This window comes from Pelomonas sp. KK5 (assembly GCF_001984095.1).
In the GTDB taxonomy this organism is placed as follows: Bacteria; Pseudomonadota; Gammaproteobacteria; order Burkholderiales; family Burkholderiaceae_C; genus KK5.
Genome location: NZ_LYVQ01000004.1, coordinates 1 through 26,021, shown reverse-complemented (window position 1 = coordinate 26,021; position 26,021 = coordinate 1). Strand labels below are relative to the sequence as shown.

General features: G+C 69.6%; 25 protein-coding genes. 12 read left to right on the top strand and 13 right to left on the bottom strand.

The annotated features are described in order from the left end of the window. Positions 1–109: 109 nt before the first annotated feature. The 3 genes from B0W88_RS01110 to B0W88_RS01100 all read left to right on the top strand — a co-directional run bounded on the left by B0W88_RS01110 (position 110) and on the right by B0W88_RS01100 (position 2,662). On the top strand, positions 110–1,453 hold the full coding sequence (locus B0W88_RS01110) for a diguanylate cyclase (RefSeq protein ID WP_077032799.1): 1,344 nt from the start codon (positions 110–112) through the stop codon (positions 1,451–1,453). Between the two features lie 99 nt (positions 1,454–1,552). Further along, positions 1,553–2,374, top strand: coding sequence for a hypothetical protein (locus B0W88_RS01105; protein WP_083748481.1), 822 nt, complete (start codon positions 1,553–1,555; stop codon positions 2,372–2,374). A 36-nt stretch (positions 2,375–2,410) separates the two neighbouring features. After that, a complete protein-coding gene (locus B0W88_RS01100) occupies positions 2,411–2,662 on the top strand; it encodes an acyl-CoA-binding protein (protein WP_077032798.1) in 252 nt (83 codons plus the stop codon). A 4-nt stretch (positions 2,663–2,666) separates the two neighbouring features. On the opposite strand, the gene B0W88_RS01095 is transcribed toward B0W88_RS01100, so the two are convergent. Both B0W88_RS01095 and B0W88_RS01090 read right to left on the bottom strand, forming a co-directional pair. Next, positions 2,667–3,740: an aminopeptidase gene (locus B0W88_RS01095; protein ID WP_077032797.1), complete on the bottom strand. Its 1,074-nt coding sequence runs from the start codon at positions 3,738–3,740 to the stop codon at positions 2,667–2,669. Then, entirely contained in the window at positions 3,737–5,788 is a 2,052-nt protein-coding gene (locus tag B0W88_RS01090) for a molybdopterin-dependent oxidoreductase (protein ID WP_077032796.1), read from the bottom strand. Before B0W88_RS01090 ends, B0W88_RS01095 begins: the two co-directional genes overlap by 4 nt. Positions 5,789–5,886: 98 nt before the next feature. On the opposite strand from B0W88_RS01090, the gene B0W88_RS01085 reads away from it, so the two are divergent. The 3 genes from B0W88_RS01085 to B0W88_RS01075 are packed head-to-tail and all read left to right on the top strand — an operon-like array spanning position 5,887 to position 9,455. Beyond that, positions 5,887–7,029, top strand: coding sequence for an ABC transporter substrate-binding protein (locus B0W88_RS01085; RefSeq protein WP_233151588.1), 1,143 nt, complete (start codon positions 5,887–5,889; stop codon positions 7,027–7,029). Positions 7,030–7,089: 60 nt separating this feature from the next. After that, the gene (locus B0W88_RS01080; RefSeq protein ID WP_077032794.1) at positions 7,090–8,364 is read left to right on the top strand and encodes a DUF3422 family protein; all 1,275 of its coding nucleotides are present in this window, start codon (positions 7,090–7,092) and stop codon (positions 8,362–8,364) included. A 59-nt stretch (positions 8,365–8,423) separates the two neighbouring features. Then, the gene (locus B0W88_RS01075) at positions 8,424–9,455 is read left to right on the top strand and encodes an isocitrate/isopropylmalate dehydrogenase family protein (RefSeq protein WP_077032793.1); all 1,032 of its coding nucleotides are present in this window, start codon (positions 8,424–8,426) and stop codon (positions 9,453–9,455) included. A 150-nt stretch (positions 9,456–9,605) separates the two neighbouring features. Here the strand turns inward: B0W88_RS01075 and B0W88_RS01070 are convergent, their stop codons facing one another. Next, on the bottom strand, positions 9,606–9,878 hold the full coding sequence (locus tag B0W88_RS01070; RefSeq protein WP_077032792.1) for a metal/formaldehyde-sensitive transcriptional repressor: 273 nt from the start codon (positions 9,876–9,878) through the stop codon (positions 9,606–9,608). A gap of 47 nt (positions 9,879–9,925) precedes the next feature. On the opposite strand from B0W88_RS01070, the gene dmeF reads away from it, so the two are divergent. From dmeF to B0W88_RS01050, 4 genes are read left to right on the top strand one after another with little or no spacing between them, the layout of a single operon-like run. Continuing rightward, complete coding sequence (gene dmeF, locus B0W88_RS01065) at positions 9,926–10,861, top strand: CDF family Co(II)/Ni(II) efflux transporter DmeF (RefSeq protein WP_077032791.1); 936 nt, start codon at positions 9,926–9,928, stop codon at positions 10,859–10,861. 37 nt (positions 10,862–10,898) lie between these two features. Beyond that, entirely contained in the window at positions 10,899–12,095 is a 1,197-nt protein-coding gene (locus B0W88_RS01060; RefSeq protein ID WP_077032790.1) for a M20 aminoacylase family protein, read from the top strand. Next, the gene (locus tag B0W88_RS01055; protein WP_083748480.1) at positions 12,071–13,171 is read left to right on the top strand and encodes a M14 family metallopeptidase; all 1,101 of its coding nucleotides are present in this window, start codon (positions 12,071–12,073) and stop codon (positions 13,169–13,171) included. The genes B0W88_RS01060 and B0W88_RS01055 overlap by 25 nt, the downstream gene beginning before the upstream one ends. 10 nt (positions 13,172–13,181) lie before the next feature. Further along, a complete protein-coding gene (locus B0W88_RS01050) occupies positions 13,182–13,724 on the top strand; it encodes a DUF1415 domain-containing protein (protein ID WP_077032789.1) in 543 nt (180 codons plus the stop codon). 4 nt (positions 13,725–13,728) lie between these two features. Here B0W88_RS01050 and B0W88_RS01045 read toward each other — a convergent pair whose 3' ends face one another. After that, positions 13,729–14,484: a hypothetical protein gene (locus B0W88_RS01045; RefSeq protein WP_144006528.1), complete on the bottom strand. Its 756-nt coding sequence runs from the start codon at positions 14,482–14,484 to the stop codon at positions 13,729–13,731. Positions 14,485–14,518: 34 nt separating this feature from the next. On the opposite strand from B0W88_RS01045, the gene pstS reads away from it, so the two are divergent. After that, complete coding sequence (gene pstS / locus B0W88_RS01040) at positions 14,519–15,547, top strand: phosphate ABC transporter substrate-binding protein PstS (protein WP_233151587.1); 1,029 nt, start codon at positions 14,519–14,521, stop codon at positions 15,545–15,547. Between the two features lie 9 nt (positions 15,548–15,556). On the opposite strand, the gene B0W88_RS01035 is transcribed toward pstS, so the two are convergent. From B0W88_RS01035 to B0W88_RS00995, 9 genes are all read right to left on the bottom strand, one after another. After that, positions 15,557–17,194, bottom strand: a complete 1,638-nt coding sequence (locus B0W88_RS01035) for an alpha-amylase family glycosyl hydrolase (RefSeq protein ID WP_077032786.1) — start codon at positions 17,192–17,194, stop codon at positions 15,557–15,559. Further along, entirely contained in the window at positions 17,194–17,658 is a 465-nt protein-coding gene (locus tag B0W88_RS01030; RefSeq protein WP_077032785.1) for a PaaI family thioesterase, read from the bottom strand. Before B0W88_RS01030 ends, B0W88_RS01035 begins: the two co-directional genes overlap by 1 nt. 4 nt (positions 17,659–17,662) lie before the next feature. Next, positions 17,663–18,460, bottom strand: coding sequence for an SDR family oxidoreductase (locus tag B0W88_RS01025; protein WP_077032784.1), 798 nt, complete (start codon positions 18,458–18,460; stop codon positions 17,663–17,665). 2 nt (positions 18,461–18,462) lie between these two features. After that, complete coding sequence (locus tag B0W88_RS01020; protein ID WP_083748478.1) at positions 18,463–18,678, bottom strand: hypothetical protein; 216 nt, start codon at positions 18,676–18,678, stop codon at positions 18,463–18,465. Between the two features lie 7 nt (positions 18,679–18,685). Continuing rightward, positions 18,686–20,473: an acyl-CoA dehydrogenase gene (locus B0W88_RS01015; RefSeq protein ID WP_369973832.1), complete on the bottom strand. Its 1,788-nt coding sequence runs from the start codon at positions 20,471–20,473 to the stop codon at positions 18,686–18,688. 2 nt (positions 20,474–20,475) lie between these two features. After that, the gene (locus tag B0W88_RS01010) at positions 20,476–20,895 is read right to left on the bottom strand and encodes a PaaI family thioesterase (RefSeq protein WP_233151586.1); all 420 of its coding nucleotides are present in this window, start codon (positions 20,893–20,895) and stop codon (positions 20,476–20,478) included. Between the two features lie 2 nt (positions 20,896–20,897). Continuing rightward, entirely contained in the window at positions 20,898–22,073 is a 1,176-nt protein-coding gene (locus tag B0W88_RS01005; RefSeq protein ID WP_077032781.1) for an acetyl-CoA C-acyltransferase, read from the bottom strand. A 40-nt stretch (positions 22,074–22,113) separates the two neighbouring features. Next, complete coding sequence (locus B0W88_RS01000; protein ID WP_077032780.1) at positions 22,114–24,207, bottom strand: 3-hydroxyacyl-CoA dehydrogenase NAD-binding domain-containing protein; 2,094 nt, start codon at positions 24,205–24,207, stop codon at positions 22,114–22,116. Between the two features lie 84 nt (positions 24,208–24,291). Further along, positions 24,292–25,104: an ABC transporter substrate-binding protein gene (locus tag B0W88_RS00995; RefSeq protein ID WP_233151585.1), complete on the bottom strand. Its 813-nt coding sequence runs from the start codon at positions 25,102–25,104 to the stop codon at positions 24,292–24,294. A 135-nt stretch (positions 25,105–25,239) separates the two neighbouring features. Between B0W88_RS00995 and B0W88_RS00990 the strand changes: the two genes are divergently transcribed. Beyond that, complete coding sequence (locus tag B0W88_RS00990) at positions 25,240–25,926, top strand: C-type lectin domain-containing protein (protein ID WP_077032778.1); 687 nt, start codon at positions 25,240–25,242, stop codon at positions 25,924–25,926. Positions 25,927–26,021: the final 95 nt, after the last annotated feature.

Sequence of the window (26,021 nt, the reverse complement as noted above, 5' to 3'; positions counted from 1 at the left end):
CGGATTGACACCCGCCCCGGTGCCGCTTGAACATGACGTTATGTCGCCGTGCCGTCCTCCCCTCCCGATGCCGCTCCCGCGGCGTGCCTGAGAAGCTGGACACCCGCCGATGCCGCAGCCTCAGGCCCGTCGCAGGTGGTCGCTCCGGCAGCAGCTGATCCTCGGTGTCGTGTTGGTGCAGGTCCTGCTGATGGCCTTCTTCATCATCGACCTGCTGGGCTGGCTGCCCCCCGGCGCGAGTCCGCCCGGCCCGCTGCGCATCGGCCTTCACCTGCTGCTGGCCGTGCTGCTGGGCGCCGGCCTGGCCTGGCTGGTCAGCCGATCGATGACGCGCAGCCTCGACGACATGCTCAGCGTCGCCCAGCGCATGCGCGCCGGCCAGCTCGACGCGGCCGCCACCCCGCCCGACGCCGTCAACAAGGTGGACCGCATGGCCGCCGCCTTCAACGTGATGCTGGAGACCCTGGTCGACCGCGAACGCTCGCTGAAGGAGGCCAATGCCGCGCTGGAAGCCCGCGTGGCCGAGCGCACCGCCGAGCTGGCCGAGAGCGAGGCCGTCACCCGCTCCATCCTGGAACATGCCAACGACGCCTTCGTGCAGATGGACCAGCACGGCCGCGTCACCGCCTGGAACGACATGGCGCACCGCACCTTCGGCTGGCGCCCGGCCGAGGCGATCGGGAGGCCGCTGGCCGAGCTGATCATTCCGCCGCCGTTGCGCGAGGCCCACCAGCAGGGCCTGGCCCGCTACCTGGCCACCGGCGTCTCGACGCTGCTGGTGGACCGGCGCGTGGAGCTGACGGCCTGCGCGCAGGACGGGCACGAGCTGCCGGTGGAGATCTCGCTGCGGGTGCGCCGGCGCGGCGACGCCTGCTTCTTCGACGCCTTCGTGCGCGACATCACCGAGCGCAAGCAGATGGAGCTGGCGCTGGAGCTGCAGGCCACCACCGACGCGCTGACCGGCCTGGCCAACCGCCGCAGCCTGCTCAAGAGCCTGCCGCTGGCGATGCGCCGCGCCCAGCGCACCGGCCGCGCGCTGGCGCTGATCTTCCTGGACCTGGACGGCTTCAAGAGCGTCAACGACAACTTCGGCCATGAGGCTGGCGACCGCGTGCTGATCGAGTTCGCCAGGCGCCTGCGCGTGTCCGTGCGCGAGACCGACACGCCGGCGCGGCTGGCCGGCGACGAGTTCGTCGTGATCCTGGAGAACCTGGTCTCCAGCAGCAACGACGGCGGCCACGTGGCGCAGAAGATCCTGATCGCCTCGCAGGTGCCCTACGAGGTGCGGCCCGGCCAGTGGCTGCCGCTGTCAGCCAGCATCGGCGTCAGCGTCTACGCCCCCGAGGAGGGCGACGGCGTCAGCGCCGAGGACCTGCTGGCCCGCAGCGACGAGGCGATGTACCGCTCCAAGCACCGCGGCAAGGGGCGGGTCAGCGTCTGGGCCGACCTCTAGGAACCTCCTCACTCCGTATGAATCGCCGACGCCACAGGGTGGGGCGAATAGCGCCCGATGGGCTACCGTGGCGCCCGTTGTACGCCGGAGTTCGTCGAGATGCCCCTGTTGTCCACGCCGCCGCAGCCCTGGGCGCCGTTCCCCTACCTGCATCCGCGCTTCCTGCATGACGACCCGATGCTGCGCCGCCACTGGCCGCGCCTGCATGCCGGCGACGCCGAGCACTGGCCGCGCCAGCCGGCCCTGGTCCAGGCGTGGCGGCTGCTGCACGCGGGCCAATTGCATGCGGCCTTCGAGGCCGGCCTGGCCGCGGCCGAAGCCGGCAGCCACGCGGGCCTGACCGTGGCCAACAAGGCCCAGGCCAGCCAGGCCTTCTACGTGGAGCGCCAGCCCCGCGTGCGCCACCGGATGTACCTGGCCGTGGCGGAGCGCGCCGCACGCCAGCAGGTGCTCGACCCCGAATGCCCCAATGCCTATTTCTGGCAGGCCTGGGCACTGGGCCGCTATGCCCAGGGCATCGGCGTGGCCAAGGGCATCGGCCATGGCCTGGGCCCGCGCATCCGCGCCGCGCTGGCGACGACGATCGAGCTGGCGCCCCAGCACGCCGGCGCCCACCTGGCGCTGGGCCTGTTCCACGCCGAGATCATCGACAAGCTGGGCCGCCTGCTGGCCCGCACCCAGCGTGCCGACGCCGCCATCGGCCTGGCCATGCTGCAGCGCGCCGCGGTGCTCGATGCGCACAGCCCGCTGGCCAAGCTGGAGCTGGCGCAGGCGCTGCGCATGCTGGACGGCGCCAGCGAGCGGCGCCAGCAGGAGATCGACGGCCTGGAGGTGGACGCCGCGGCCACGGCGCCGCTGGATGCGCTGGAATGCTTCGGCGTCGAGGCCGCCCGCGCCCGCATCGACGCCGACGACGTTTAAGATGCAAGGCTAGTCATCACTACATTGGAGCACCCGATGAGCCTGCAGGATCAGTTCGAAGCCGCCGTCGCCGAATCGAAGCAGTTGCCCGAGAAGCCGGACAACCAGACGCTGCTGAAGATCTACGCGCTGTACAAGCAGGGCAGCGTCGGCGACGTGGAGGGCGAGCGCCCGGGCATGACGGACTTCGTCGGCCGCTTCAAGTGGGATGCCTGGAGCGAGCTGAAGGGCACGGCGAAAGAGGCCGCCCAGCAGCAATACATCGACCTCATCGAATCCTTGAAGTAACGCGTTACTTCGACGCCGCCACCGGGCCGTCGGCCAGCTCGCGCCGCCGCTCCGCCTTCGGCAGCCTCGCCAGGCGCTTGGCCTCGGCGTAGAAGCGCGGCCAGTCCTGGCCCTCGCGCTCGAACAGGGCCTCGAAGGCGGGCACCAGCTCACCGTAGGCCGACAGCAGCGCGAAGCTGGCGTTGTTGGCGCGGGCGAACCAGCCGTCGTAACCGGCATAGCCGCCCCATTCGTCGGTCTTGAGCCTGGCGTAGTCCTCGCGCAGCGCGGCCATCGTGCGGGCCTTGGCGGCGCGCTTGGCCTCGTCGCTGTCGGCGGCGTCATACACGGCCTTCAGCTTCTCGCGGTACCCGTCGGTCAGCGCGCGGAACTGCAGCCGGCGCCGGTTGCCGCGCTCGTAGACCTCGCGCGCCTGCGCGCTGCCGTTGGCGCTCAGCCAGCGCTCGGCGCCGATGCGCTCCACCGCCGTGGCGAAGGACTCGTTGAAGGTCGTGTCGTCCGAGGCATAGGCCACCTGGTGGGCCAGCTCGTGGAACATCATCCGCGCCAGCTCGCCCTCGGGGTAGTCGATGAAGGTGTTCAGGAGCGGGTCGCCGCCGAACCAGTTGCTCCAGCCCAGCGTCGAGTAGGCGGGCACCGGGCCCACCATCACCTCGAGCTGCTCCTCCTGCCTGAGCGCCTGCGCATACGCGTTGGCGGCCTCATGGTCGAAGTAGCCGCGGTAGGCCACGCAGCCCATCACCGGATAGCACCAGGTCTTCGCCTTCAGGCTCAGCTCGGGCGCTGCGATCACGTTCCAGACGGCCGCCGTGCGGTGCAGGTCCGCATAGCGGCGGTAGCTGTTGTTGTCGGGCAGGTGCAGCTCGCGCGTCGCGAAGTCGCGGATGCGCTGGCTCAGGGCCAGCTGCTCGCGCAGCGCCGGGGCCAGGTCTTGCCGGGACAGCACCTTGTCGACCGGCTCGGCCGCCGACATCAGCCGCAGGTGCCCGCCGACCGACTGGCCGAGATAGCTGAACTGCGCACAGCCGCCCACCGCCACCAGCAGCCCCGCCGCCACGACCCAGCGCAGGCGCCTCACGCTGGAGCGACCTCCACCAGGCAATCGTAGAAGCTCGGCGCCTTGCCCATGTCGGTCAGGCGCTGGTGGGTCAGCTCGTTGACGTTGGTGCCCTCCGCCCCCAGCTTGCGCCACCAGACCCCCAGGCCGTTGACCACGCCGGGCCGCGCCCGCCCGCTGACATGCAGCCGGCTCAGGTAACTGCCGCGGTCGTTGAACACGCGCACCATCGCGCCGTCGGCCAGGCCGCGGGCCGCCGCGTCGTCCGCATGGATCTCCACCAGCGGCTCGCCCTCGATGTCGCGCAGGCTCTTGACGTTGACGAAGCTGCTGTTGAGGAAGTTGCGCGCCGGCGGCGAGATCATCGCCAGCGGGTAGCGGGCGGCCAGCTCGGGCGTGGAGGTGGCGCTCTCGTAGTTGGGCACGTAATCGGCGCCACGGGCGTCGGCCCGGCCGCTGCCGGTCAGGAAGCCGCCTTCGGCGAACGGCGCCTCGCGCAGCGGCAGCGACTGCCAGCCGCGCTGCTGCAGCGCGTCGAAGTCGATCGCGTCGGTGAAGGCCTGGCGGGCCAGTTGCTCGTCGCTGTCGAGGAACGCGGCGTCGTCGAAGCCGCAGGCCGCGGCCAGCTCGCGGAAGATCTGCGTGTTGCTCTTGGCCTGGCCCAGCGGCGCCACCGCCGGCTCGTTGATCAGCACGTCGGTGTGGCCGTAGCTGGTGTGTACGTCCAGGTGCTCCATCTGCGTGGTGGCGGGCAGCACGTAGTCGGCCAGGTCGGCCGTGTCGGTCATGAAGTGCTCGAGCACGACGGTGAACAGGTCCGCACGGGCGAAGCCCTTCACCACCTTGGGCGACTCGGGGGCCACCGCCACCGGGTTGCTGTTGTAGACGATCACCGCCTCGATGCGCGGGCCGAACTCCGGCGAGCTCTCGCGGTTCAGCTCGTCGCCGATCGTGCTCATGTTGATCACGCGGGGCGCCTTGACCGTCATCAGGTCCGGGCGCTCCAGCATGGGGTTCTTGTAGGGCGCGAACCAGCCGGAGCTCGACAGCAGCAGACCGCCGGCTCGGTGCTTCCAGGCGCCGGTCAGGCAGGGCAGCAGCGCGATCAGGCGCACCGCATTGCCGCCGCCGCGCACGCGCTGCATGCCGTAGTTCAGGCGGATGGCTGCCGGCGCCGTGGTGGCGTAATCGCGCGCCAGGCCGCGCACCTCGTCGGCGCTGATGCCGCAGACCTCGGCCACCCGCTCCGGCGGCCAGGCCAGCGCCTTCTCGCGCAGTTCGTCCCAGCCGTCCACGTAACGGCTTATGTAATCGGTATCGAGCCATCCGTTCGTAGTCAGCTCGTGCATCAATCCCAGCGCCAGCGCGCCGTCGGTGCCGGGCAGCAGCGCGATGTGCTGGTGGCATTTGTCCGCCGTCTCGGTCTTGCGCGGGTCGATGCAGATCAGCTTCGCGCCCTCGCGCTTGGCCTTGTTGGCATAGGTCCAGAAATGCAGGTTGGAGGCGATCGAGTTGCTGCCCCAGATCAGGACCAGCCGGCTCTCCGCGAAGTGCGGCAGGTGCATGCCGAGCTTGTGTCCGTAGGTGGCCGTCAGCGCGGCGGCGCCGGCGGAGGCGCAGATCGTGCGGTCCAGCTGCGAGGCGCCGATGCGGTTGAAGAAGCGGCCCGCCATCGCCTCGCCCTGCAGCATGCCCATCGTGCCGGCGTAGCTGTAGGGCAGGATGGCCTGGGGATCGCGGGCGGCTATGCGCCCCAGTCGCGAGGCGATGTCGCTCAGCGCCGCTTCCCAGCTCACCGGCTCGAAGCGCGGCGGCTCGTCCTTGCGGCTGACGCGCCTGAGCGGCTGCAGCAGGCGCTCCGGGTGGTAGGTGCGCTCGGCATAGCGCGAGACCTTGGTGCACAGCGCGCCGTGGGTACTGGGGTGATCGGGCTGGCCCTGCACCTTGACGACCCGGCCGTCCTCGACGGTGATGCGCAGCGCGCAGGTGTCCGGGCAGTCGTGCGGGCAGGCGCCCTTGACGACGCGGGAGCCCGGCGAAGGCGGCGAAGAGGTAACAGCAATGTTCATGCGTGAACTATTCCATGGCAGGGCGTGGCGCGGTTTTCCGGGGCATTTCCGGGACCGCACAATCCCGCGATTATCAAGAATCGTTGGGAGAGTCGCACTTGCGCAGACGTGAAGCCATCGCCGCCCTGGGGTCCCTGGCCTTGCCCCTCGCCGGACGCGCCCAGGGCGCCCGCAACAAGATCGTGCTGGGCCAGTCCTGCGCGCTGAGCGGCCCGGCCGCCCAGCTGGGCAAGCAGATGCAGATCGGCGCCAAGCTGTACTTCGACGCGCTGAACGCCGCCGGCGGGGTCAACGGCAACCTGGTCGAGCTGCACACGCTGGACGACGGCTACGAGCCCGACCGCTGCAAGGCCAACACCGAGAAGTTCATCGAGGAGGACGTGCTGGCCCTGTTCGGTTATGTCGGCACGCCCACCTCGCTGGCCGCGCTGCCGATCATCAACCAGCACCGCATGCCCTTCTTCGCGCCGCTGACCGGCGCCGAGGCGCTGCGCGACCCGCTGAGCCGCAACGTCTTCCATGTGCGGGCCTCCTACTTCGAGGAGACCGGGCTGATCGTCAAGCAGCTCACGCAGCTGGGCCTGAACCGCATCTCGGTCTTCCACCAGAACGACAGCTACGGCAAGGCCGGCCTCGAAGGCGTGGAGCGCGCGATGAAGCCGCTCTCGCTGAAGCCGCTGGCCACCGGCACCGTCGAGCGCAACACGGTGGACGTGAACAAGGCGGTGGCCGCGCTGGTGGGCAACCCGGCGGCGATGCCGGAGGCGATCGTGATGATCAGCGCCTACAAGAGCTGCGCCGCCTTCATCCGCGCGGCCCGCAAGGCCGGCTACGGCGGCGTGTTCTACAACGTCTCCTTCGTCGGCACCCAGGCGCTGCTGGACGAACTGGGCAAGGACGCCAACGGCGTCGTCGTCAGCCAGGTGATGCCCTACCCCTTCGGCACCGTGACCGGCGTGGCGGAGGAGTACCAGGCCGCCGTGCAGAAGGCCGGAGGTTCGGCTTCAGGCCTGCGCCTGGACTACAACGGCATCGAAGGCTACGTGGCCGCCAAGACCTTCACCGAAGGGCTGCGCCGCGCCGGCGCCCGGCCCACGCGCGAGAGCCTGGTCGCCGCGCTGGAGACGCTGCAGCCCTACAACCCGGGCGGCTTCCCGCTGCGCTTCTCGGCGGCGAAGCACGTGGCTTCGAATTTCGTCGAGCTGTCCATGCTCACCGGCGACGGCAAAGTCAAGCGTTGACCTGGCCGCGCGGCCTGCTTCTTGCGTGACACTGCGCGGTGTCACGACCCGTCGCAGGCCATGTTCGATCAACACCCGCTTCGCAACCAGCTCCACAACGAGATCCACGAGCGCCCGCCCGAGCCGATGACGGCGCCGCTGGCGATCTCGCACATCGTCATGCTGGGCGAGCGCGAGGCCAGCCGCGAGCACCTGGCCCGGCTGCTGCGCGACCACCGGCTGGCCGTGCCCGATGGGCAGACCAACCACCTGCGCGCCGACATCGGCCCGCTGCGCCTGCGCTGGGAACTGCATACCGAGTTCAGCAGCTGGACCGTGATGCGCCCGCTGGCCGCCGGCGAGCCCTTCGACGCCAGCCGCCCGCCCACCGCCGCCGAGGCGCTGCCGCAGGACTGGCTGGCCGCCCTGCCCGGCCAGGCCCTGAGCGCCCTGCACCTGTGGGCGCTGGACGGTGGAAGCGCCACGCTGCAGGACCACGCCCGCCAGCTGCTGCAGGAGGATCGCACGGTCGGTTCGGCGGTCGGCGGCGGCGAGGGTCAGGTCTTGACCGACTTCGCCATCCATCCCGACGGCTTCTCCCGCATGCTGCTGCTGCGCGGCGTGCTCGGGCCGCGGCGGCTGGGCCGCATCGTCCAGCGGCTGCTGGAGATCGAGACCTACCGCATGGCCGCCCTGCTGGGCCTGCCGCAGGCGCGCGAGGCCGGCGCCGTGCTCTCGCGGGCCGAGCGCGAGCTGGCCTCGCTGGCCGAGGCCGTGCGCAGCGCCCGGCCCGAGGACGAGCCGCAGATGCTGGACCGGCTCACCCGGCTGGCCGGCGAGGTGGAGAGCGAATACGCGGCCACCCATTCGCGCTTCTCGGCCAGCGCCGCCTATTTCGGCCTGATCGACAAGCGGGTGCGCGAACTGGGCGAGCAGCGCCTGCCGAACCTGCAGACGATCGAGGAATTCCTCGACCGGCGCCTGAGCCCCGCCCGCGCCACCTGCGAATGGGCGGCGCGCCGGCAGGACGCGCTCTCGCAGCGCATCTCGCGGGTCAGCAACCTGCTGCGCACGCGCGTCGAGATCGAGCAGCAGCTCGGCAGCCAGGCGCTGCTGGCGGCGATGAACCGGCGCCAGGACCTGCAGCTCAAGCTGCAGGCCACCGTCGAAGGGCTGTCCGTGGCCGCCATCAGCTACTACATCGTCGGCCTGGTGAGCTACGTCGCCAAGGGCGCGCAGAAGCTCGGCTGGCCCTTCAGCGGCGAGGCCACCAGCGCGGTGGCGGTGCCGCTGGTGGTGCTGGCCGTCTGGTACTCGATGCGCAGCGTGCACCGTCGCATCGTCGGACATCACTGATTCCAGGCGCAGCCGAAGCCGCTACGCTCGACCCATACCCCAACTCTCCTGCGCACATCATGAGCACTCCCATCCCCGCCACGCTGATCCCCGGTGACGGCATCGGCCCCGAGATCATGGACGCCACGCTGGCCGCGCTGGACGCGCTGGGCAGCCCCTTCGAATGGGACCGCCAGATCGCCGGCCTCGGCGGCGTGCAGGCCCATGGCGACCCGCTGCCCAAGGCCACGCTGGACAGCATCCGCCGCACCCGGCTGGCGCTGAAGGGCCCGCTGGAGACGCCCTCCGGCGGCGGCTACCGCTCGTCCAACGTGCGGCTGCGCGAGGAGTTCCAGCTCTACGCCAACGTCCGCCCGGCCCGCACCATCATCCCCGGCGGCCGCTTCGACGACATCGACCTGCTGGTCGTGCGCGAGAACCTCGAGGGCCTGTACATCGGCCACGAGCACTACGTGCCGATCGACGGCGACCCGCACGCCGTGGCCATGGCCACCGGCGTCAACACCCGCCAGGGCAGCCGCCGCATCCTCGAATACGCCTTCGAGCTGGCCATCGCCCAGGGCCGCAAGAAGGTCTCGATCGTCCACAAGGCCAACATCATGAAGGCGCTGACCGGCATCTTCCTGGAGACCGGCCAGCAGCTGTACCAGGAGAAGTACAAGGGCAGGTTCGAGCTGGACACCGTCATCATCGACGCCTGCGCGATGAAGCTGGTGCTCAACCCCTGGCAGTTCGACGTGCTGGTGACGACCAACCTGTTCGGCGACATCCTGTCGGACCTGGTGGCCGGCCTGGTCGGCGGCCTGGGCATGGCGCCGGGCGCCAATATCGGCGCCGATGCGGCGATCTTCGAGGCCGTGCATGGCTCGGCGCCGGACATCGCGGGCAAGGGCATCGCCAACCCGACCGCGCTGCTGCTCGCCGCGGCCATGATGCTGGACCACTGCAAGCTGCCGGACCTGGCCGCGCGGTTGCGCAAGGCCATCGACGACACGCTCAACGTCGACCAGGTCCGCACCGGCGACCTGCGCGGCACGGCGAGCACGGCGGCCTATACGCAGGCGCTGGTGAGCCGCATCAGGAACGGCTGAGCGCGCCAGCGAGTATTCCGGGCCGAGCGCCGGGCCGCCCCAAGCCGGCCCACTGCGCCCGGTTGCGGGTCGATCCCGCAACCGGGCGCGTCCCCTCGGGGACCGACCAGGCCCGCCCGCGTCCAGCGCGGCGGGACTGGGCGAGGGGCTTCACTTCAAGTAGCTGCGCAGCGCGGAGACGACCGCTTCGAGGTCGCGCTCGCGCTCGTGCGGCTCCGCATCCGCGCCGAGATGGTCGCGGATGTGGCCTTCCAGCACCTGGGCCATCAGCCCGTTGACGGCGCCGCGCACGGCGGCGATCTGCTGGAGGATGGCGATGCAGTCGGCATCGGACTCCAGCGCGCGCTCCAGCGCCTCGGCCTGGCCGCGGATGCGGCGCACGCGGGTCAGCAGCGGCTTCTTGTCGGTGATCGTGTGGCTCATCGTGGGGTGATTCTAGGCCTCGCTGGATACTGGGGTAGAGTATCCGCATGAACGCCGCCGACACCGCCCCGGACGCCCATTCCCACGTCTTCGACGAAGGCAACCCGCTGGCGCAGCGCAACACGCTGCTGGCGGTGCTGCTGACCGCCGTGATGATGGTGGCCGAGATCGCCGGCGGCTGGGTCTTCAACTCGATGGCGCTGCTGGCCGACGGTTGGCACATGTCCTCGCACGTCATCGCGCTGGGCCTGTCCTTCCTGGCCTACACCTTCGCGCGCCGCCTGGCGGGGCACCAGCGCTTCGCCTTCGGCACCTGGAAGATCGAGATCCTGGGCAGCTACACCAGCGCGGTCCTGCTGCTGCTGGTGGCGCTGGGCATGGTCTGGGAATCGGGGCAGCGGCTGCTGGCGCCGGCGACGATCCGCTATGACGAGGCGATCGTCGTGGCCGCGATCGGCCTCGCGGTGAACCTCGCCTGCGCCTGGCTGCTGCGCGATGCGCACGAGCATCACCATGGGCATGGCCATGACCACGGGCACGTTCACCATCATCATCACGACCTGAACCTGCGCTCCGCCTACATCCACGTGCTCGCCGACGCCGCCACCTCGGTGCTGGCCATCGTCGCGCTGTTCGGCGGCAAGCTCTGGGGCGCTGCCTGGCTGGATCCGGCCATGGGCCTGGCCGGCGCCGTGGTCGTGGCGGCCTGGGCCGTCGGACTGCTGCGCGATTCGGCCCGCGTGCTGCTCGATGCCGAGATGGACGCGCCGGTGGTCGAGGAGATCCGCGAGGTGATCGCCGCCGGTGCGATCCCCGCCCGCATCTGCGACCTGCACGTCTGGCGCGTCGGCGCCGGCAAGTACGCCTGCATCGTCTCTCTGGCCACGCCCGATGCCACGGCCACGCCAGAGGACTTCAAGCGCCAGTTGGCCGTCCACGAGGAACTCGTCCACATCACGGTGGAGCTGAATCGGCGGCAGTAGACTTGTCTCCTACCGATTGCAGGAGCCGAGGCCGCCCATGAAGTTAATCGAATCCATCCTCGCCGACGCGTCGACGATCCAGGCCATGCGCCGCGACATCCACGCACATCCGGAGTTGTGTTTCAAGGAGGAGCGCACCTCCGACGTGATCGCCAAGGCGCTGAGCGACTGGGGCATCGAGGTCCATCGCGGCCTGGGCACCACCGGCGTCGTCGGCATCGTGAGGAACGGCACGTCGACCCGCGCCGTCGGCCTGCGCGCCGACATCGACGCGCTGCCGATGACCGAGCACAACACCTTCGCCCACGCCAGCAGGCACCAGGGGAAGATGCACGCCTGCGGCCATGACGGCCACACGGCCATGCTGCTCGCGGCCGCCAAGCACCTGGCCAAGCACCGCAACTTCGACGGCACCGTCTACCTCGTCTTCCAGCCGGCCGAGGAAGGCGGCGGCGGCGCCCGCGAGATGATCAAGGACGGCCTGTTCGAGAAGTTCCCGATGGAGGCGATGTTCGGCGCCCACAACTGGCCAGGCATGAAGGCCGGACAGTTTTCGCTGGCCCCGGGGCCGGTGTTCGCATCGAGCAACGAGTTCAAGATCGTGCTGCACGGCAAGGGCTCGCACGGCGCCATGCCGCACCTGGGCCTGGACCCGGTGCCCGCCGCCTGCCAGATGGTGCAGGCCTTCCAGACCATCATCACCCGCAACAAGCGGCCGATCGACGCCGGCGTGATCTCGGTGACGATGATCCATGCCGGCGAGGCCACCAACGTCGTGCCCGATTCGGTCACGATGGAAGGTACGGTCCGCACCTTCACGCTGGAGGTGCTGGACCTGATAGAACAGCGCATGCAGGAAGTGGCCGAAGGCATCGCCGCCACCTTCGGCATGACGGTGGACTTCAAGTTCAAGCGCAACTATCCGCCGACGATCAACCATGCCGCCGAGACCGCGTTCGTGCGTGAAGTCCTCACCGACATCGTCGGCGCCGACAACGTGCAGAACTTCGAGCCGACGATGGGCGCCGAGGACTTCAGCTACTACCTGCTGGAGAAGCCCGGCTGCTACTTCCTGATCGGCAACGGCGACGGCAGCCACCGCATCGGCGGCCATGGCATGGGGCCCTGCATGCTGCACAACCCGAGCTATGACTTCAACGACGAGCTGATCCCGCTGGGCGGCTCGATGTGGGTCAGGCTGGCCGAAGCATGGCTGGCACAGCCGAGGCCCTGATGGAACAGCATTTCTCGCACAGCTACGCCGAGGCGCGCGCCAGGTTCCTGGCCGCCGCCGACGCCGCCGGCCTCGACAACGAGCCCCACTGGCATCCGCTGCTGGGCCGCGACGGCGAGCGGCTGGCCATGGACGTGGTCCGCCAGGGCCCGCGCAAGGCCGAAAGGCTGCTGATCCTCAGCAGCGCCTGCCATGGCGTCGAAGGCTTCGCCGGCTCGGGCATCCAGGTCGCGCTGCTGAGCGATCCCGCCTGGATGGCCGCCGTCGCGGGGTCGGGTGTTGCCGTGCTCTACGTCCACGGGCTGAATCCCCACGGCTTCTCCTGGCTGCGCCGGGTCACGCAGGAAGGCGTGGACCTGAACCGCAACTTCCACGACTTCCACCGGCCGCTGCCGCACAACGCCGGCTATGACGAGATCGCCGCGGCGCTGCTGCCGCGCCACTGGCCGCCCTCGGCCGCCGACGAGTCCGTGCTGGACGCCTATGCCGCGAAGCACGGCAAGCGCGGCCTGCAGGCCGCCATCTCCGGCGGCCAGTACGCCCACGAGACCGGCCTCTTCTACGGCGGGCGCGCGCCCACCTGGAGCAACGTCACGCTGCATCACGCGCTGGAGGAACAAGGCCGCGGCGCGACCCGCATCGGCTGGATCGACCTGCACACGGGCCTGGGCCCCAGCGGCCACGGCGAGCGCATCTTCGCCAGCCGTAACGACGAGGCTGCACTGACCCGCGCCCGCGCCTGGTGGGGCCCGGAGGTGACCTCGATCTACGACGGCAGTTCCAGCTCGGCCCTGTTGCAGGGCCTGATGTGGAACGTGGTCTTCGATGCCTGCCCCGGGGCCGAGTACACCGGCATCGCGCTGGAGTACGGCACGCTGCCGATCGACGACATGATCGGCGCGCTGCGCGCCGACCACTGGCTGGAAGCGCATCCGGAGGCCGACCCGGCGCTGGCCGCGTCGATCAAGCAGCAGATGCGCGATGCGTTCTACGTGGACACGCCGGAGTGGAAGCGGCAGCTGGTCGAGCAGGCCGGCGTCGCTGCACGGCAGGGGCTGGCGGGGCTGCTCGCATAATCCGTCCGCCATGGACGAACAACAGATCATCGAAGACACCCGGGCCTGGCTGGAGAAGGCCGTGATCGGCCTGAACCTCTGCCCCTTTGCCAAGAGCGTGCACGTCAACCAGCGCGTCCGCTACGTGGTCAGCGCGGCCGAGACGCCCGAGGACCTGCTGAAGGACCTGGCCCGTGAGCTGCTCGCGCTGAACCGCGCCGACCCGGACGAGACCGAGACCACGCTGGTGATCCATCCGCAGGTGCTGCGGGACTTCCTCGACTTCAACGATTTCCTTGGCGCCGCCGACGCGCTGATCGAGGACCTGGAGCTGGACGGCGAGCTGCAGTTCGCCAACTTCCACCCGCAGTACCAGTTCGCCGGCACCGAGCCGGACGACATCACCAACTACACCAACCGCTCGCCCTACCCGACGCTGCACATCCTGCGCGAGACCAGCATCGAGCGGGCCACCGAGACGATGGAAGACACCGACTCGATCTTCGAGAAGAACATCGAGACGATGGAGAAGCTGGGCATCGAGGGCTGGGTCGCCCTCGGCCTCAAGGCGTAGTCGGTCAGGGCAGGGAAAAGCGCCAGGTCAGGCCCAGCAGCAAATCGCGGGTGCGCACCGGCGCCGGCCCCAGGCTGGACTGCCAGCCCACGTCCACGTCCAGCCCCGGCCGCAGCGTATAGATCGCGCCGCCGAGCAGCATGCCGGGCCAGGCGCGGCGCGCGGGATCCGGGCTGGCGTGAGCGCCTCCGTCCACCGTGAGGATCAGCGCATCGCTGACCTGCCACATCCAGGCCGCCGAGGCCCCGGCGATGCTGCGGCGCTGGCCGGTGTCGTTGGGGTTCTGCGTGAAGCCGACATTCACATGCGTCGTGAACGGCGCCATGTCGATGGTCAGCGCCAGCAGGCCATGGGCGGCCACCCGGCCGTGCGCCATGCCCAGGCCCTGCCCGCTGGTGGCCAGCGTGGCGCCGGCGCGCACCGCCAGCGACCAGGGCGCGCTGCCCCAGAAGCGCCATTTGGCGTCCAGATTGGTGTCGCCGGCGGCGCGGCGCACGGGGCCGCCGGGATCGCGATGGGTCAGCCACGAAGGCTGGACGATCAGGTCCAGCGTGGGCGTCAGGCCGTAGGAGAGCTGGGGCTGCCAGGAGAAGTCGCGGCTGCCGTCGGCGCTGCGCGTGCGGTCCAGGCCGTTCTCCAGCTCGACATTGCCCTCGCCCTGCGTGCCGGTGTCCTCGGTCTGCAAGGGATGGGCGGCATGGGCGGCGCCGGCCAGCAGCACGAGGGTTCCAGGGATCAGGGCGAGACGGCGCAGGCGCATGGCCGGCAGTTTATGTGCGGTGGGTGACCGCGGCATGAATCGTCATCACACGGCCACGCCGGCGATCGATACTGTCCCGATGATCCGGTTGCGCCGCACCCTCGTCCTGGCCGCCCTGCTGGGCACGGGCATCGCCGGGGCCGAGGCGCCGCCGCTCAGCGGCGCCGGCGCCAGCTTCCCCGCCCCGCTCTACGCCCGCTGGGCCGCCGCCTGGCAGCAGCAGGCGGGCGGCGGCGCGATCCGCTATGCCTCGGTAGGCTCGGGCGCCGGCGTGGCGCGCATCGCCCACGGCGAGGTGGATTTCGGCGGATCCGACCAGCCGCTGCCGCCGGAGGAACTGAAGCGCCTGGAGCTGGTCCAGTTCCCGGTGGCGATCGGCGGCGTGGTGCCGGTGGTGAACCTGGCGGGCGCCGGCGCGCTGCAGCTGAGCGGCGCCGTGCTGGCCGACATCTACCTGGGCCGCATCCGGCGCTGGGACGACCCGGCGATCGCCGCGCTGAACCCCGGCCTCACGCTGCCCAGCTCCCGCATCACCGTGGTCCACCGCGCCGATGCCTCGGGCACCTCGCGCCTGTGGAGCGAGTACCTCGGCCGGGCCAGCAATGCCTGGCAGGGCGGCGCCACGCTCTCGCCCCGCTTCCCGCTGGGCCTGGGCGAGCTGGGCAAGGAGGGCGTGGCCTCGGCGGTGCAGCGCACCCGCATGGCGATCGGCTATGTGGAATACGCCTATGCGATGCAGCACCGGCTGCAGACGGCCGCGCTGCGCAGCCGCGACGGCACGAGCCGCGCCGCGAGCCAGGCCGCCTTCGAGGCCGCCCTTGCCGGCGCCGAACCGACGGATTCGCTGCTGGACCGGCCGGGCGCCTGGCCGGTCGTCGGCACCACCTTCATCCTGCTGCCGGCGCGGGCCAGCACCCGCACGCGCGAGGTGCTGAAGTTCTTCGGCTGGGCACTGCGGCACGGGCAGGGCATCGCCCGCGAGCTGGACTATGTGCCGCTGCCGGAGGCGGCAGTGGGCCGGATCGAGCAGGCCTGGGCGGCGCAGTACGGCGTGCCCGACTGAAGAAGAAGATCAGCGCCGTTCGAGCAGGACGGCCGCCGCGTCCGCCGGCGCGATGACGGCGCCGTCCTTCACCGCGAGCGTGGCGCCCGAATAGGCATCGTGCAGCGTCTCGCCTTCGGCGAACACGCGCCCGACCGGCAGCCGGGCGCCGGCCTTCACGCCCAGCGCCACCACGACCGCATCGCCGGCCGCACGGTCGACGCGGGCGAAGACATAGGGCGCGGCGGCGAGCCGCTCGTGCTCGCCGCGCGCCAGCGCCACATGGGCGGCGCGGAAGCTGCCGAGCTTGCGCCAGTGCGCCAGCACGGCCTCGTCCACGCTGTCCCAGTTCATGTCCGAGCGCGTGGCTTGCTGCGTATCCCCAGACGGCGCCGGGCCCGGCATCCGCGCGGTCTCGTCGCCATAGAAGACCTGCACGCCACCCGGCGCCAGCAGCAGCGCGTTGGCGCCATCGATCAGGCGCCGGCGCGGGAACAGGCTGGTGTCGTGCGAGGACAGGTAGTTGAGCATCTGCGCCGCGTGGCCGGCCTGCAGCTTCGCATAACGCGCAAACAGAGCGTCAAGCCGCGACGGGTCGTTGGCCGCATCGCCCTGGAACTCGAAGTTGATCATCGCGTCGAAGCCGCCGGCCTCGTCGACCGCGCCGCGCTCGGGCCCGTGGCCCCAGAACTCGCCGGTCATCCAGAAGGGCGCGTCGTCGATCTTCTGCTGCGGGTGCAGCGCCTTCCACTCGGCCAGCGCCGCGGTGGCGGCGACCTTCAGCTCCTTCCAGGCCGCCGGCTCCACATGCTTGACCGTGTCGCAGCGGAAGCCGTCGATGCCGTACTCGCGCACCCAGTCGCTCAGCCACCTGACGAGGTAGCCGCGGACGGTGGTGTCGGGCAGGTCGACGGCCTTCGTGCCCGGCTTCTCGCGCAGGAACTTCGGCAGCTTGACGAACTCCCTGCTCTCGGTGCGGAAGTCCGGCAGGTAGGCGAGCTGCTTGGTGAGATCGTCGCTGCCGCCGTCGACATAGCCCGGCAGGCCGGCGCGCACCCAGGGGCGGCCCCACCAGTCCTTGAATCGGTCGCTGTTGTAGTCGATGAAGGCGTGGTAGTTCGCCAGCGTCGCCTCGGCGCGGGCCTTGGGCCAGAGCACCGGGATCTTCAGCTCGTCGGCGGTCTGGATGTCGAGGTAGCCGGGGTGGTTCATCACCACGTCGAAGAGCACGCGGATGCCCTGGGCATGGGCCGTGTCCACCATCTCGCGCAGTTCCTCGGGCGTGCCCATATTGGCGTCGAGCTTCGTGTAGTCCAGCGCGTAGTAGCCGTGGTAGGCGTAGTGCTTGAAGGCCTTGTCGCCGCCCACCACCCAGCCGTGGATCTGCTCGTAGGGCGCGGTGATCCAGAGCGCGTTGACGCCGAGCTGCGTGAACCAGCCGGCCTTGAGCTTGTCGGTGATGCCCTTGAGGTCGCCGCCGTGGAAGGTGCCGACGTCGGTGGCCTGGGTCTTCTCGCGCTGCCGGCCGTAGCCGTGGTCGTTGTCCGGATTGCCGTTGGAAAAACGGTCGGTGATCAGGAAGTAGACGATCGGGTTGTCGGCGAAGGGCGCGGCCTGCACGCCGGCGGCCGCCAGGGCCAGCAGCAAGGCCGCCAGCGTCTTCGCCATCACTCGCCCGGCTTCCCGTTCAGCGGCTTGATCGCATGCCCCCGCCCCGGCAGCGCGCGCAGGTACTTGAAGGTGCCGGTGGCGTGGGCGCAGAGCTTGCCGTGTTCGTCCAGCACCGAGCCCTCGGTGAAGGCCATCGTCGTGCTCCGGTGAAGTAACCTGCCAGTTGCACGGAGCCGGCCTTCGCCGGGCCGCATGAAGGACGTCTTCATCTCGACGGTGACGACGCCGGGTCCGAAGTCCGGCGTGCCGTCCTCGTGGATCTTGCGGTTCACCGAACGGGCCGCGTGGGCCATCGCCACGTCCAGCAGCGTCATCACGACGCCGCCGTGGGCCACGTTCCAGGAGTTCAGATGCGCCTCGGCCAGGTCCAGCGCCAGCTCGGCCTCGCCCTGGCCGACGCTGACCAGTTCGAAGCCCAGGCGCTCGACGAAGGGGATGTGGACCGGGAACTTCAGCGTCATCGCCTCATCCGCCCACCAGCGCGCTCACGCCGCCGTCCACCGCGAGGATCTGCCCGGTAATGTGCTTGCCGGCCGCGCTGGCGAACAGCAGCACGGCGCCCTTCAGGTCCTCGTCGTCGCCGAGCCGGTTCAGCGGGGCATGCGAGGCCATGGTCTCGGCGCCGACCGTCGCCAGCAGGCCCTTGGTCATCTTGCTCGGGAAGAAGCCCGGCGCGATCGCGTTGACGGTGATGCCATGGGCGCCCCACTCGCCCGCCAGCGCACGGGTGAAGTTCACCGCCGCGCCCTTGCTGGTGTTGTAGGCGATCGTCTTCATCATGGCCGGGTTGCCGCCCAGGCCGGCGATCGAGGCGACGTTGATGATGCGGCCCTTCTTGCGCGGGATCATCGACAGCTTGCCCACCGCCTGCGCCATCACGAAGAGGCTGCGGATGTTCAGGTCCATCACCTTGTCCCAGGCCTCGAGCGGGTGGTCCTCGGCCGGGGCGCCCCAGGTGGCGCCGGCGTTGTTGACGAGGATGTCGATCTGGCCCAGGCGCTCCAGCGTCTGCTCGACCAGCGAGCGGGCCTCGCCCTCCTGGGACGCATCGGCCGCGATCCAGCGGGCGTCGATGCCGCGGTCCTGCAGGTGGGCCATCGCCTCCTCCAGGTCGGCGGCCTTGCGCGAGCTGAGCATGATCTTGGCGCCGGCCTCGCCGAGCGCCTCGGCCATCTGCAGGCCCAGGCCGCGGGAGCCGCCGGTGACGAGCGCCACCTGGCCGCTGAGGTCGAACAGGTCTTGGACGCGTTTGCTGGCAGTCATGTTCAGGAGTCCTTTGGTTTGAGCCGCGAGCGCAGCCAGATGAGGAAGACGCCGGCGCCGGCGGCGATGCCGCCCTTGACCATCAGCACCGAGCCGAGCACCGGCGCGTCCTGGCGCGTGATGAACAGGCCGACGATGACGGTCAACAACCCGCCGTAGATCAGGATCCACACGAAGCGCTCGATCCAGACGATCGTCTTCGGTGAAACCGCCTTCATGCCTGCTTCAGAACCAGCCATCCTGCATCTCCCTGCACAAGGATTCGCGGCTGGACACGACGCCCAGCCAGGCATCGATCTTAGGCAGTTCGTAGGCGAAGAAGTATGAAGCGGCGGCGCGCTTGCCCTTGGCGAAGTCGGAATCGCCATTGGCGGCCATCGAGACGTCCAGCCACAGCCAGGCCAGCACGACGTGGCCGAAGGCCTGCAGGTAAGGCGTGGCGTTGGCCAGCGCCTCTTCCGGCTGGCCGGTGGACCAGGCGCTCTTGGTGGCGCGGCCGACCTTGGCCAGCGCCGCGGCGAGCTGGTTCGCGCGCTCGGCCAGTGCCGGCTGCTGCACCGCCTTCTCGATCGTGTCGTTGACGTGAGCGGCCAAGGCCTGCAGCGCGGCGCCGCCGTTCATCGTGACCTTGCGGCCCAGCAGGTCCAGGCCCTGGATGCCGTGCGTGCCCTCGTGGATCATGTTCAGGCGGTTGTCGCGCCAGTACTGCTCGACCGGGAAGTCGCGCGTGTAGCCGTAGCCGCCCAGCACCTGGATCGCCAGCGAGTTGGCTTCCAGGCACCATTCGCTGGGCCAGCTCTTGGCGATGGGCGTGAGCACCTCCAACAGCAGCGCGGCCTCGGCGGCGTCCTCGGGCGTGCCGGTGCGCTGCTCGTCGACCAGGCGGGCGCACATCAGCTCCAGCGCGAGGCCGCCTTCCACATAGCTCTTCTGGGCGAGCAGCATGCGCTTGACGTCCGCATGCTCGATGATCTTCAGCTGCGGCGCGGCGGCGTCCTTGCCGGTGGAGGTGACCGCCCTTCCCTGCGGGCGTTGGCGGGCATATTCGAGGCTGGCCTCATAGCCGGCATAGCCCAGCATCACCGCGCCCAGGCCCACGCCGATGCGGGCCTCGTTCATCATGTGGAACATGCACTTCAGGCCCTCGCCGGGCTTGCCGACGAGATAGCCCACGGCGCCACGCTTCTCGCCGAAGTTCAGCAGGCAGTTGGTCGTGCCGCGGTAGCCGAGCTTGTGGTTGAGGCCGGCCAGTTGAACATCGTTGCGCTCGCCGGTCAGCTCGCCGTCGGGCCCGACCATCTGCTTCGGCACGATGAACAGCGAGATGCCCTTGACGCCGGGGATCAGCTTGCCGTCCGGCCCGGGGATCTTGGCCAGTACCAGGTGGACGATGTTCTCGGTGATCTCGTGCTCGCCGCCCGAGATCCACATCTTGTTGCCCTTGAGGCGGTAGCGCGGGCCGAGCGGGTCGGCCTCGTCTTCCAGCTCGGCGCGGGTGGCCACGTCGCTGAGCGAGGAGCCCGCCTGCGGCTCGGACAGGCACATCGTGCCGAACCACTGGCCGGCCAGCTCCTTGGTGGCGAAGACGGCCTTCTGCTTCTCGGTGCCGTGGACCAGCAGCAGGTGGGCATTGCCCTTGGTCAGCATCACATAGCCGCCCATGGCGATGGCGGCCTTGGAGAAGAAGCTGTTGGCCGCCATCTCGACCACGCAGGGCAGCTGCATGCCGCCCTGCTCGTAGTCGCAGGAGGCGGCCAGCATGCCGGTCTCCACATAGGCGGCCAGCGCGTCGTGCGTGGCCTGGGGCAGCGTGACGCGCTGGCCGTCGAAATGAGGTTCCTGCGTGTCCATCAGCCGGTTGAAGGGCGCGTACTTCTCGCGCGCCAGCTTCTCGCACATGTCCAGCACGGCGGCATAGGTCTCGTCGCTGTGATCGGCGAAGCGCTGGCGCGGGGTCAGGTCTTGCCCGATCTTGAGCCAGTCGTTGAGGAAGAAATCCAGCGTTTCACGCATCGCTATGCCTTGGTGACGGCCATGGTGCCGGATGCCTTGACGACGAGCTGACGCTCACCTTCAGCGGATACCGCGAACACCTCGGCCTCGGTGAACATGATCTGCCGCCCGGGCTTGAGCACCCAGGCCTCGCAGACGAGCTTGGCGCCGCGCGCGCCGCGCAGCAGGTTGGTCTTGAACTCGGCGGTGAGGATCCAGTGGCCCTCGGGCGTCATCGTCTGCGCCGCCGCGCCCATCGAGTGATCGGCCAGCGCCGCCATCACGCCGGCGTGGACGACGCCGGTGTGCTGCAGGTGGCGGGGCTGCAGCATGAGTTCGGTCGTGACCTTGCCCGGCGAAACGCCGGTCGGCTCGACACCCAGATCCATCATGAACGGCGCCGCGCGGAAGAAGCCGCGCAGGGTGTCGAGCGTGAGCTCCACGATCAGAGCACTTCGAACACGCCCGCCGCGCCCATGCCACCGCCGATGCACATCGTCACGCAGACCTTCTTGGCGCCGCGGCGCTTGCCCTCGATCAGCGCATGGCCGGTCAGGCGCTGGCCCGACACGCCGTAAGGGTGGCCCACCGCGATGGCGCCGCCGTTGACGTTGAGGCGGTCCATCGGGATGCCCAGCGTGTCGGCGCAGTAGAGCACCTGCACGGCGAAGGCTTCGTTCAGCTCCCACAGGTCGATGTCGGCCACGGCCAGGCCCAGCTTCTTCAGCACCTTGGGCACGGCGAAGACCGGGCCGATGCCCATCTCGTCGGGCTCGCAGCCGGCCACGGCGAAGCCGAGGAAGCGGCCCAGCGGCTTCAGGCCGTGAGTCTCGGCGTACTGCTCGCTGACCACCACGCAGGCGCCGGCGCCGTCGCTGAACTGGCTGGCGTTGCCGGCCGAGATCAGGCCGCCCGGCAGGGCCGAGCGCAGGTCCTTGATGCCCTCGTAGGTCGTGCCTTCGCGCAGGCCTTCGTCCGCGCTGATCGTCACTTCCTTGGTGGTGATGCCGCGCACCTTGTCGACGACGCCCATCGTCGTGGTGACGCTGATCATCTCGTCGTTGAACTTGCCGGCCGCCTGCGCGGCGCAGGCCTTCTGCTGGCTGCCGGCGCCGTAGTGGTCCATGCGTTCGCGGCTGATGTTGTAGCGCTTGGCGACCTGCTCTGCCGTCTGCAGCATGCTCCAGTAGATCTCCGGCTTGTTCTTCAGCAGCCAGGGATCGGTGTACATGTGGCGGTTGGCCTCGTTCTGCACACAGGAGATGCTCTCGACACCGCCGGCGACGTAGACATCGCCCTCGCCGGCGATGACCCGCTGCGCGGCCATCGCGATGGTCTGCAGGCCGCTGGAACAGAAGCGGTTGACGGTGGCGCCGCTGACGGTGATCGGCAGGCCGGCGCGCAGCACGATCTGGCGGGCGATGTTGCCGCCGGTCGCGCCCTCGGGCGTGGCGCAGCCCATCAGCACATCCTCGATGGCGCCGGGCTCGACGCCAGCGCGCTCGACGGCGGCCTTGACGGCCTCGCCGCCCAGCGTGGCGCCGTGGGTCATGTTGAAGGCGCCCTTCCAGCTCTTGGCGAGAGGCGTGCGGGCGGTGGAGACGATGACGGCTTTGCTCATGGTGTGTACTCGCTGAATCTTGACGTTATGGGGTGGCGGATCAGGTGAAGGACTTGCCTTCAGCGACCAGCTTCTTGATCAAGGGCGCCGGCTCCCAGAAGGAGGCGTCGTCCAGCGGGTTCTTGGCAAAGCGCTTCATCGCCTGCACGACGTTGAAGAGGCCGACCTGGTCGGCGTAGCACATCGGGCCGCCGCGGAACAGCGGGAAGCCGTAGCCGGTCAGGTAGACCATGTCCACGTCGGAGGCGCGCTGGGCGATGCCTTCCTCCAGCAGGTGCGCCGCCTCGTTGACCAGCGCGAACACCAGGCGCTGGACGATCTCCTCGTCGCTCACCTTGCGCGGCACGATGCCCTTGTCGGCGCGGTACTTGTCCAGCATGTCGACCACCACCTGCGAAGGGATCGCGTCACGCTTGCCCGGCGCGTAGTCGTACCAGCCGGCCTGGGTCTTCTGGCCGAAGCGGCCCATCTCGCAGAGCAGGTCGGCCGTCTTCGAGTAGTGCATGTTCGCGCGCTCGACGGCGCGGCGCTTGCGGATGGCCCAGCCGATGTCGTTGCCGGCCAGGTCGCCCATGCGGAACGGACCCATCGCGAAGCCGAACTTCTCGACCGCCTTGTCCACCTGGGCCGGCGTGCAGCCCTCGTCCAGCAGGAAGCCGGCCTGGCGGCTGTACTGCTCGATCATGCGGTTGCCGATGAAGCCGTCACAGACGCCCGACACCACCGCCGTCTTCCTGATCTTCTTGGCCAGCTGCATCACGGTGGCCAGCACGTCCTTGGCGGTCTTCTCGCCGCGCACCACCTCCAGCAGCTTCATCACGTTCGCCGGGCTGAAGAAGTGCAGGCCGACGACATCCTGCGGCCGCTTGGTGAAGGCCGCGATCTTGTTCAGGTCCAGCGTGGAGGTGTTGGAAGCCAGGATCGCGCCGGGCTTCATCACCTCGTCGAGCTGCTTGAACACCATCTCCTTGACGCCCAGTTCCTCGAACACCGCCTCGATGACCAGGTCGGCATCGCCGATATCGCCATAGTTCAGCGTCGGAGTCAGCAGCGCCATGCGCTCGGCGTACTTGTCTTCCTTCAGCTTGCCCTTCTTGACCTGGGCCTCGTAGTTCTTCTTGATGGTCGCGATGCCGCGGTCCAGCGCGTCCTGCTTGGTCTCCAGGATCGTGACCGGGATGCCGGCGTTCAGGAAGTTCATCGAGATGCCGCCGCCCATCGTGCCGGCGCCGATGACAGCGACCTTGGCGATGTTGCGGACCGGCGTGTCCTCGGGCACATCGCCGATCTTGCTGGCGGCGCGCTCGGCGAAGAAGGCGTGGCGCAGGGCCTTCGATTCCGGCGTCTGCATCAGCGCGACAAAACCTTCGCGCTCGGCCTTGATGCCGTCCTCGAACTTCATCGTCGCCGAGTTCTGCACCGTCTCCAGGCACTTCAGCGGCGCCGGGAAGTTCTTGGCCATGCCGGCCACCATGTTCTTCGCGAAGCCGAAGAAGGCATCCGGGTTGGCGACGCGGGCCTTCAGGTCACGGACCTTGGGCAGCGGGCGGGCGTCGGCGATCTCCTGCGCGAAGGCGACGGCGGCATCCAGCACGCCCTCATCGACGACCTTGTCGAACAGCTTCTGGCCGGGGACCATCGCCAGCAGCTCGGCATTGACCGGCTCGCCGCTGACGATCATGTTCAGCGCGGGCTCCACGCCCAGGGCGCGGGGCAGGCGCTGCGTGCCGCCGGCGCCCGGGAGCAGGCCCAGCTTGACCTCGGGCAGCGCGACCTTGGTGCCCTTCTGCGCCACGCGATAGTGGCAGCCCAGCGCCAGCTCCAGGCCGCCGCCCATGCAGACGCTGTGGATCGCGGCGACCACCGGCTTGCTGCAGTTCTCGGCAATGGCGATCAGGCTGCCCAGGTTGGGCTCGGCCAGCGCCTTCGGGCTGCCGAATTCCTTGATGTCCGCGCCGCCGGAGAAGGCCTTGCCGGCGCCGGTGATGACAATGGCCTTGATCGCCGCATCGTTCTCCGCCTTTTCGATCCCTTCGGCCGCGCCCTTGCGGGTGTCGTAGCCAAGGCCGTTGACCGGCGGGTTGCTGAGCGTGATGACGGCAACGGTGCCGCGAACTTCATAGGTGGCTGTCATGCTGGCTGTCCCCTTGGTGGAATAGAACGATCGTTCGATTCTAGGCAGCAAATCTGCCGAAGGGATGTCTCAGCAGAGACAGGGCTATGGCCGACGTTCCGGGGACGGGCTTTCCATCAGGCGCCGCAGTTCGCCGCTGGCGCGCATCTGGGCCAGCCGGGCATTGAGCGCCTCCACGAAGGTCGCCAGCTCGGGCCGCAACTGCAGCGAGCGCTGCGACACGCCCAGCCAGGCGTTCTGCGACGCGATCACCACCGGTGGCTCGAGCCGGCGCGGCATGCGCGGCGCCCAGCGCGGGTCCGCCAGCGCGGCCTGGTAGCTGTGCTCGATGTCCTTCAGGTCGTTGCCGTAGCAGTCGATCTCGCCGGTGGCCAGCGCCGCCAGCGCGTCGCGCCCGTCGCGGTACTCCAGTTGCCGCACCAGCTCGCGCGCAAATCCGGCAGAGAGCTGGTGGCTCAGCAGATAGGCCCGCGTGGTGCCGACACGCAGGCCCGAGAAACCCTCCGGCCAGCGGCTGGCGGGCCCGATGGTCACGCCGGTTACGCAGCTCAGCACCACCTGTTCCATATGCAACGGGCCGGCGAACAACTGCATCCAGTCGCGGTCCACCTCGCGGTAGGGCGGCAGCAGGGCATCGACCCGGCCTTGCCGCGACTCCTGCAAGGCCCGCGCCCAGGGGCGCAGCACCAGGCGCAGACGCCAGCCGGGAAGGCCACGCATCGCCTCGCCCATCAGGCGCACGTAGAGGCCGGCGGCCTGGCTGTCCTGGGCATAGGTGTAGGGCGGATGGGCATCGTCGACGGCCACGGTGACCACGCGCGGCTGCGCCGCGGCGAGCAGCGTCGCGCTCGCCAGGGCCAGCCCGGCCAGCACCCTGCCCGCGTGAACAACATCCATGACGATGCGCTCCATGCCTCGGCATGTTGCGCTGACTTTGGGCGTTATGCACCCCATACCCGAGGGGCAAGACTTGACCCTCCGGCGGTGGGCTTGTGTTACAAATCCGACACAAGATTTCCAGGGGAGGACAAGATGGACATTCGTAAGACCGCCACGGCACTGGCGGCCCTGCTGCCGCTGGCCACAGGCGCCGCCCAGGCCACCGAGATCACGCTGCCGGCGGGCTACACCGCCGCCTACGGGGCGGTCTACAACCCGGCCACCGACACGAGCTATGTGGCCATTGCCGCTGACTCGCAGAGCGTCACCTTCTCCGATGCCTGGCTCGCGATCAACGACATCGCCGCCCAGGGCGGCCCGCAAGGCTGGCTCGCGACGATCTATTCGGCCCAGGAGAACAGCGCCATCGCCAACGGCTTCGCCGCCCGCGGTCTGGACCTGTGGGGCTACCGCATCGGCGCGGTGCGCGGCAACACGCGCGACGCCTTCGGCGCCATCATCCCCGACTACAGCGGCGGCTGGTTCTGGAACGGCAACACCAGCGAACCGATGGGCTACGCCAACTGGGCGCCGGGCGATCCGGACAACCTCTGGGGCAACCAGTTCACCGCCCGCTTCCAGCACGACGGCCAGTGGGACGACACCTCGGCCGACGCCGGCTTCGATGCGCTGAACAACGTCCACTACAACCTCGGCTTCGTCGCCGAGTTCGCCGGCAACGTGAGCGTCAGTGCCGTGCCCGAACCAGGCAGCTACGCGCTGATGCTGGCGGGCATCGCGGCCGTCGGCTGCATCGCCCGCCGGCGCTCGGGCCGCTAAGCGCCCTTGCGGCCGAACAGCCCGGCCAGCCAGCCCTTGAACACGGTCCACATCAGGGCCAGGGCGTTCAGTTCCTTGACCGGCGCGGCGGGCGC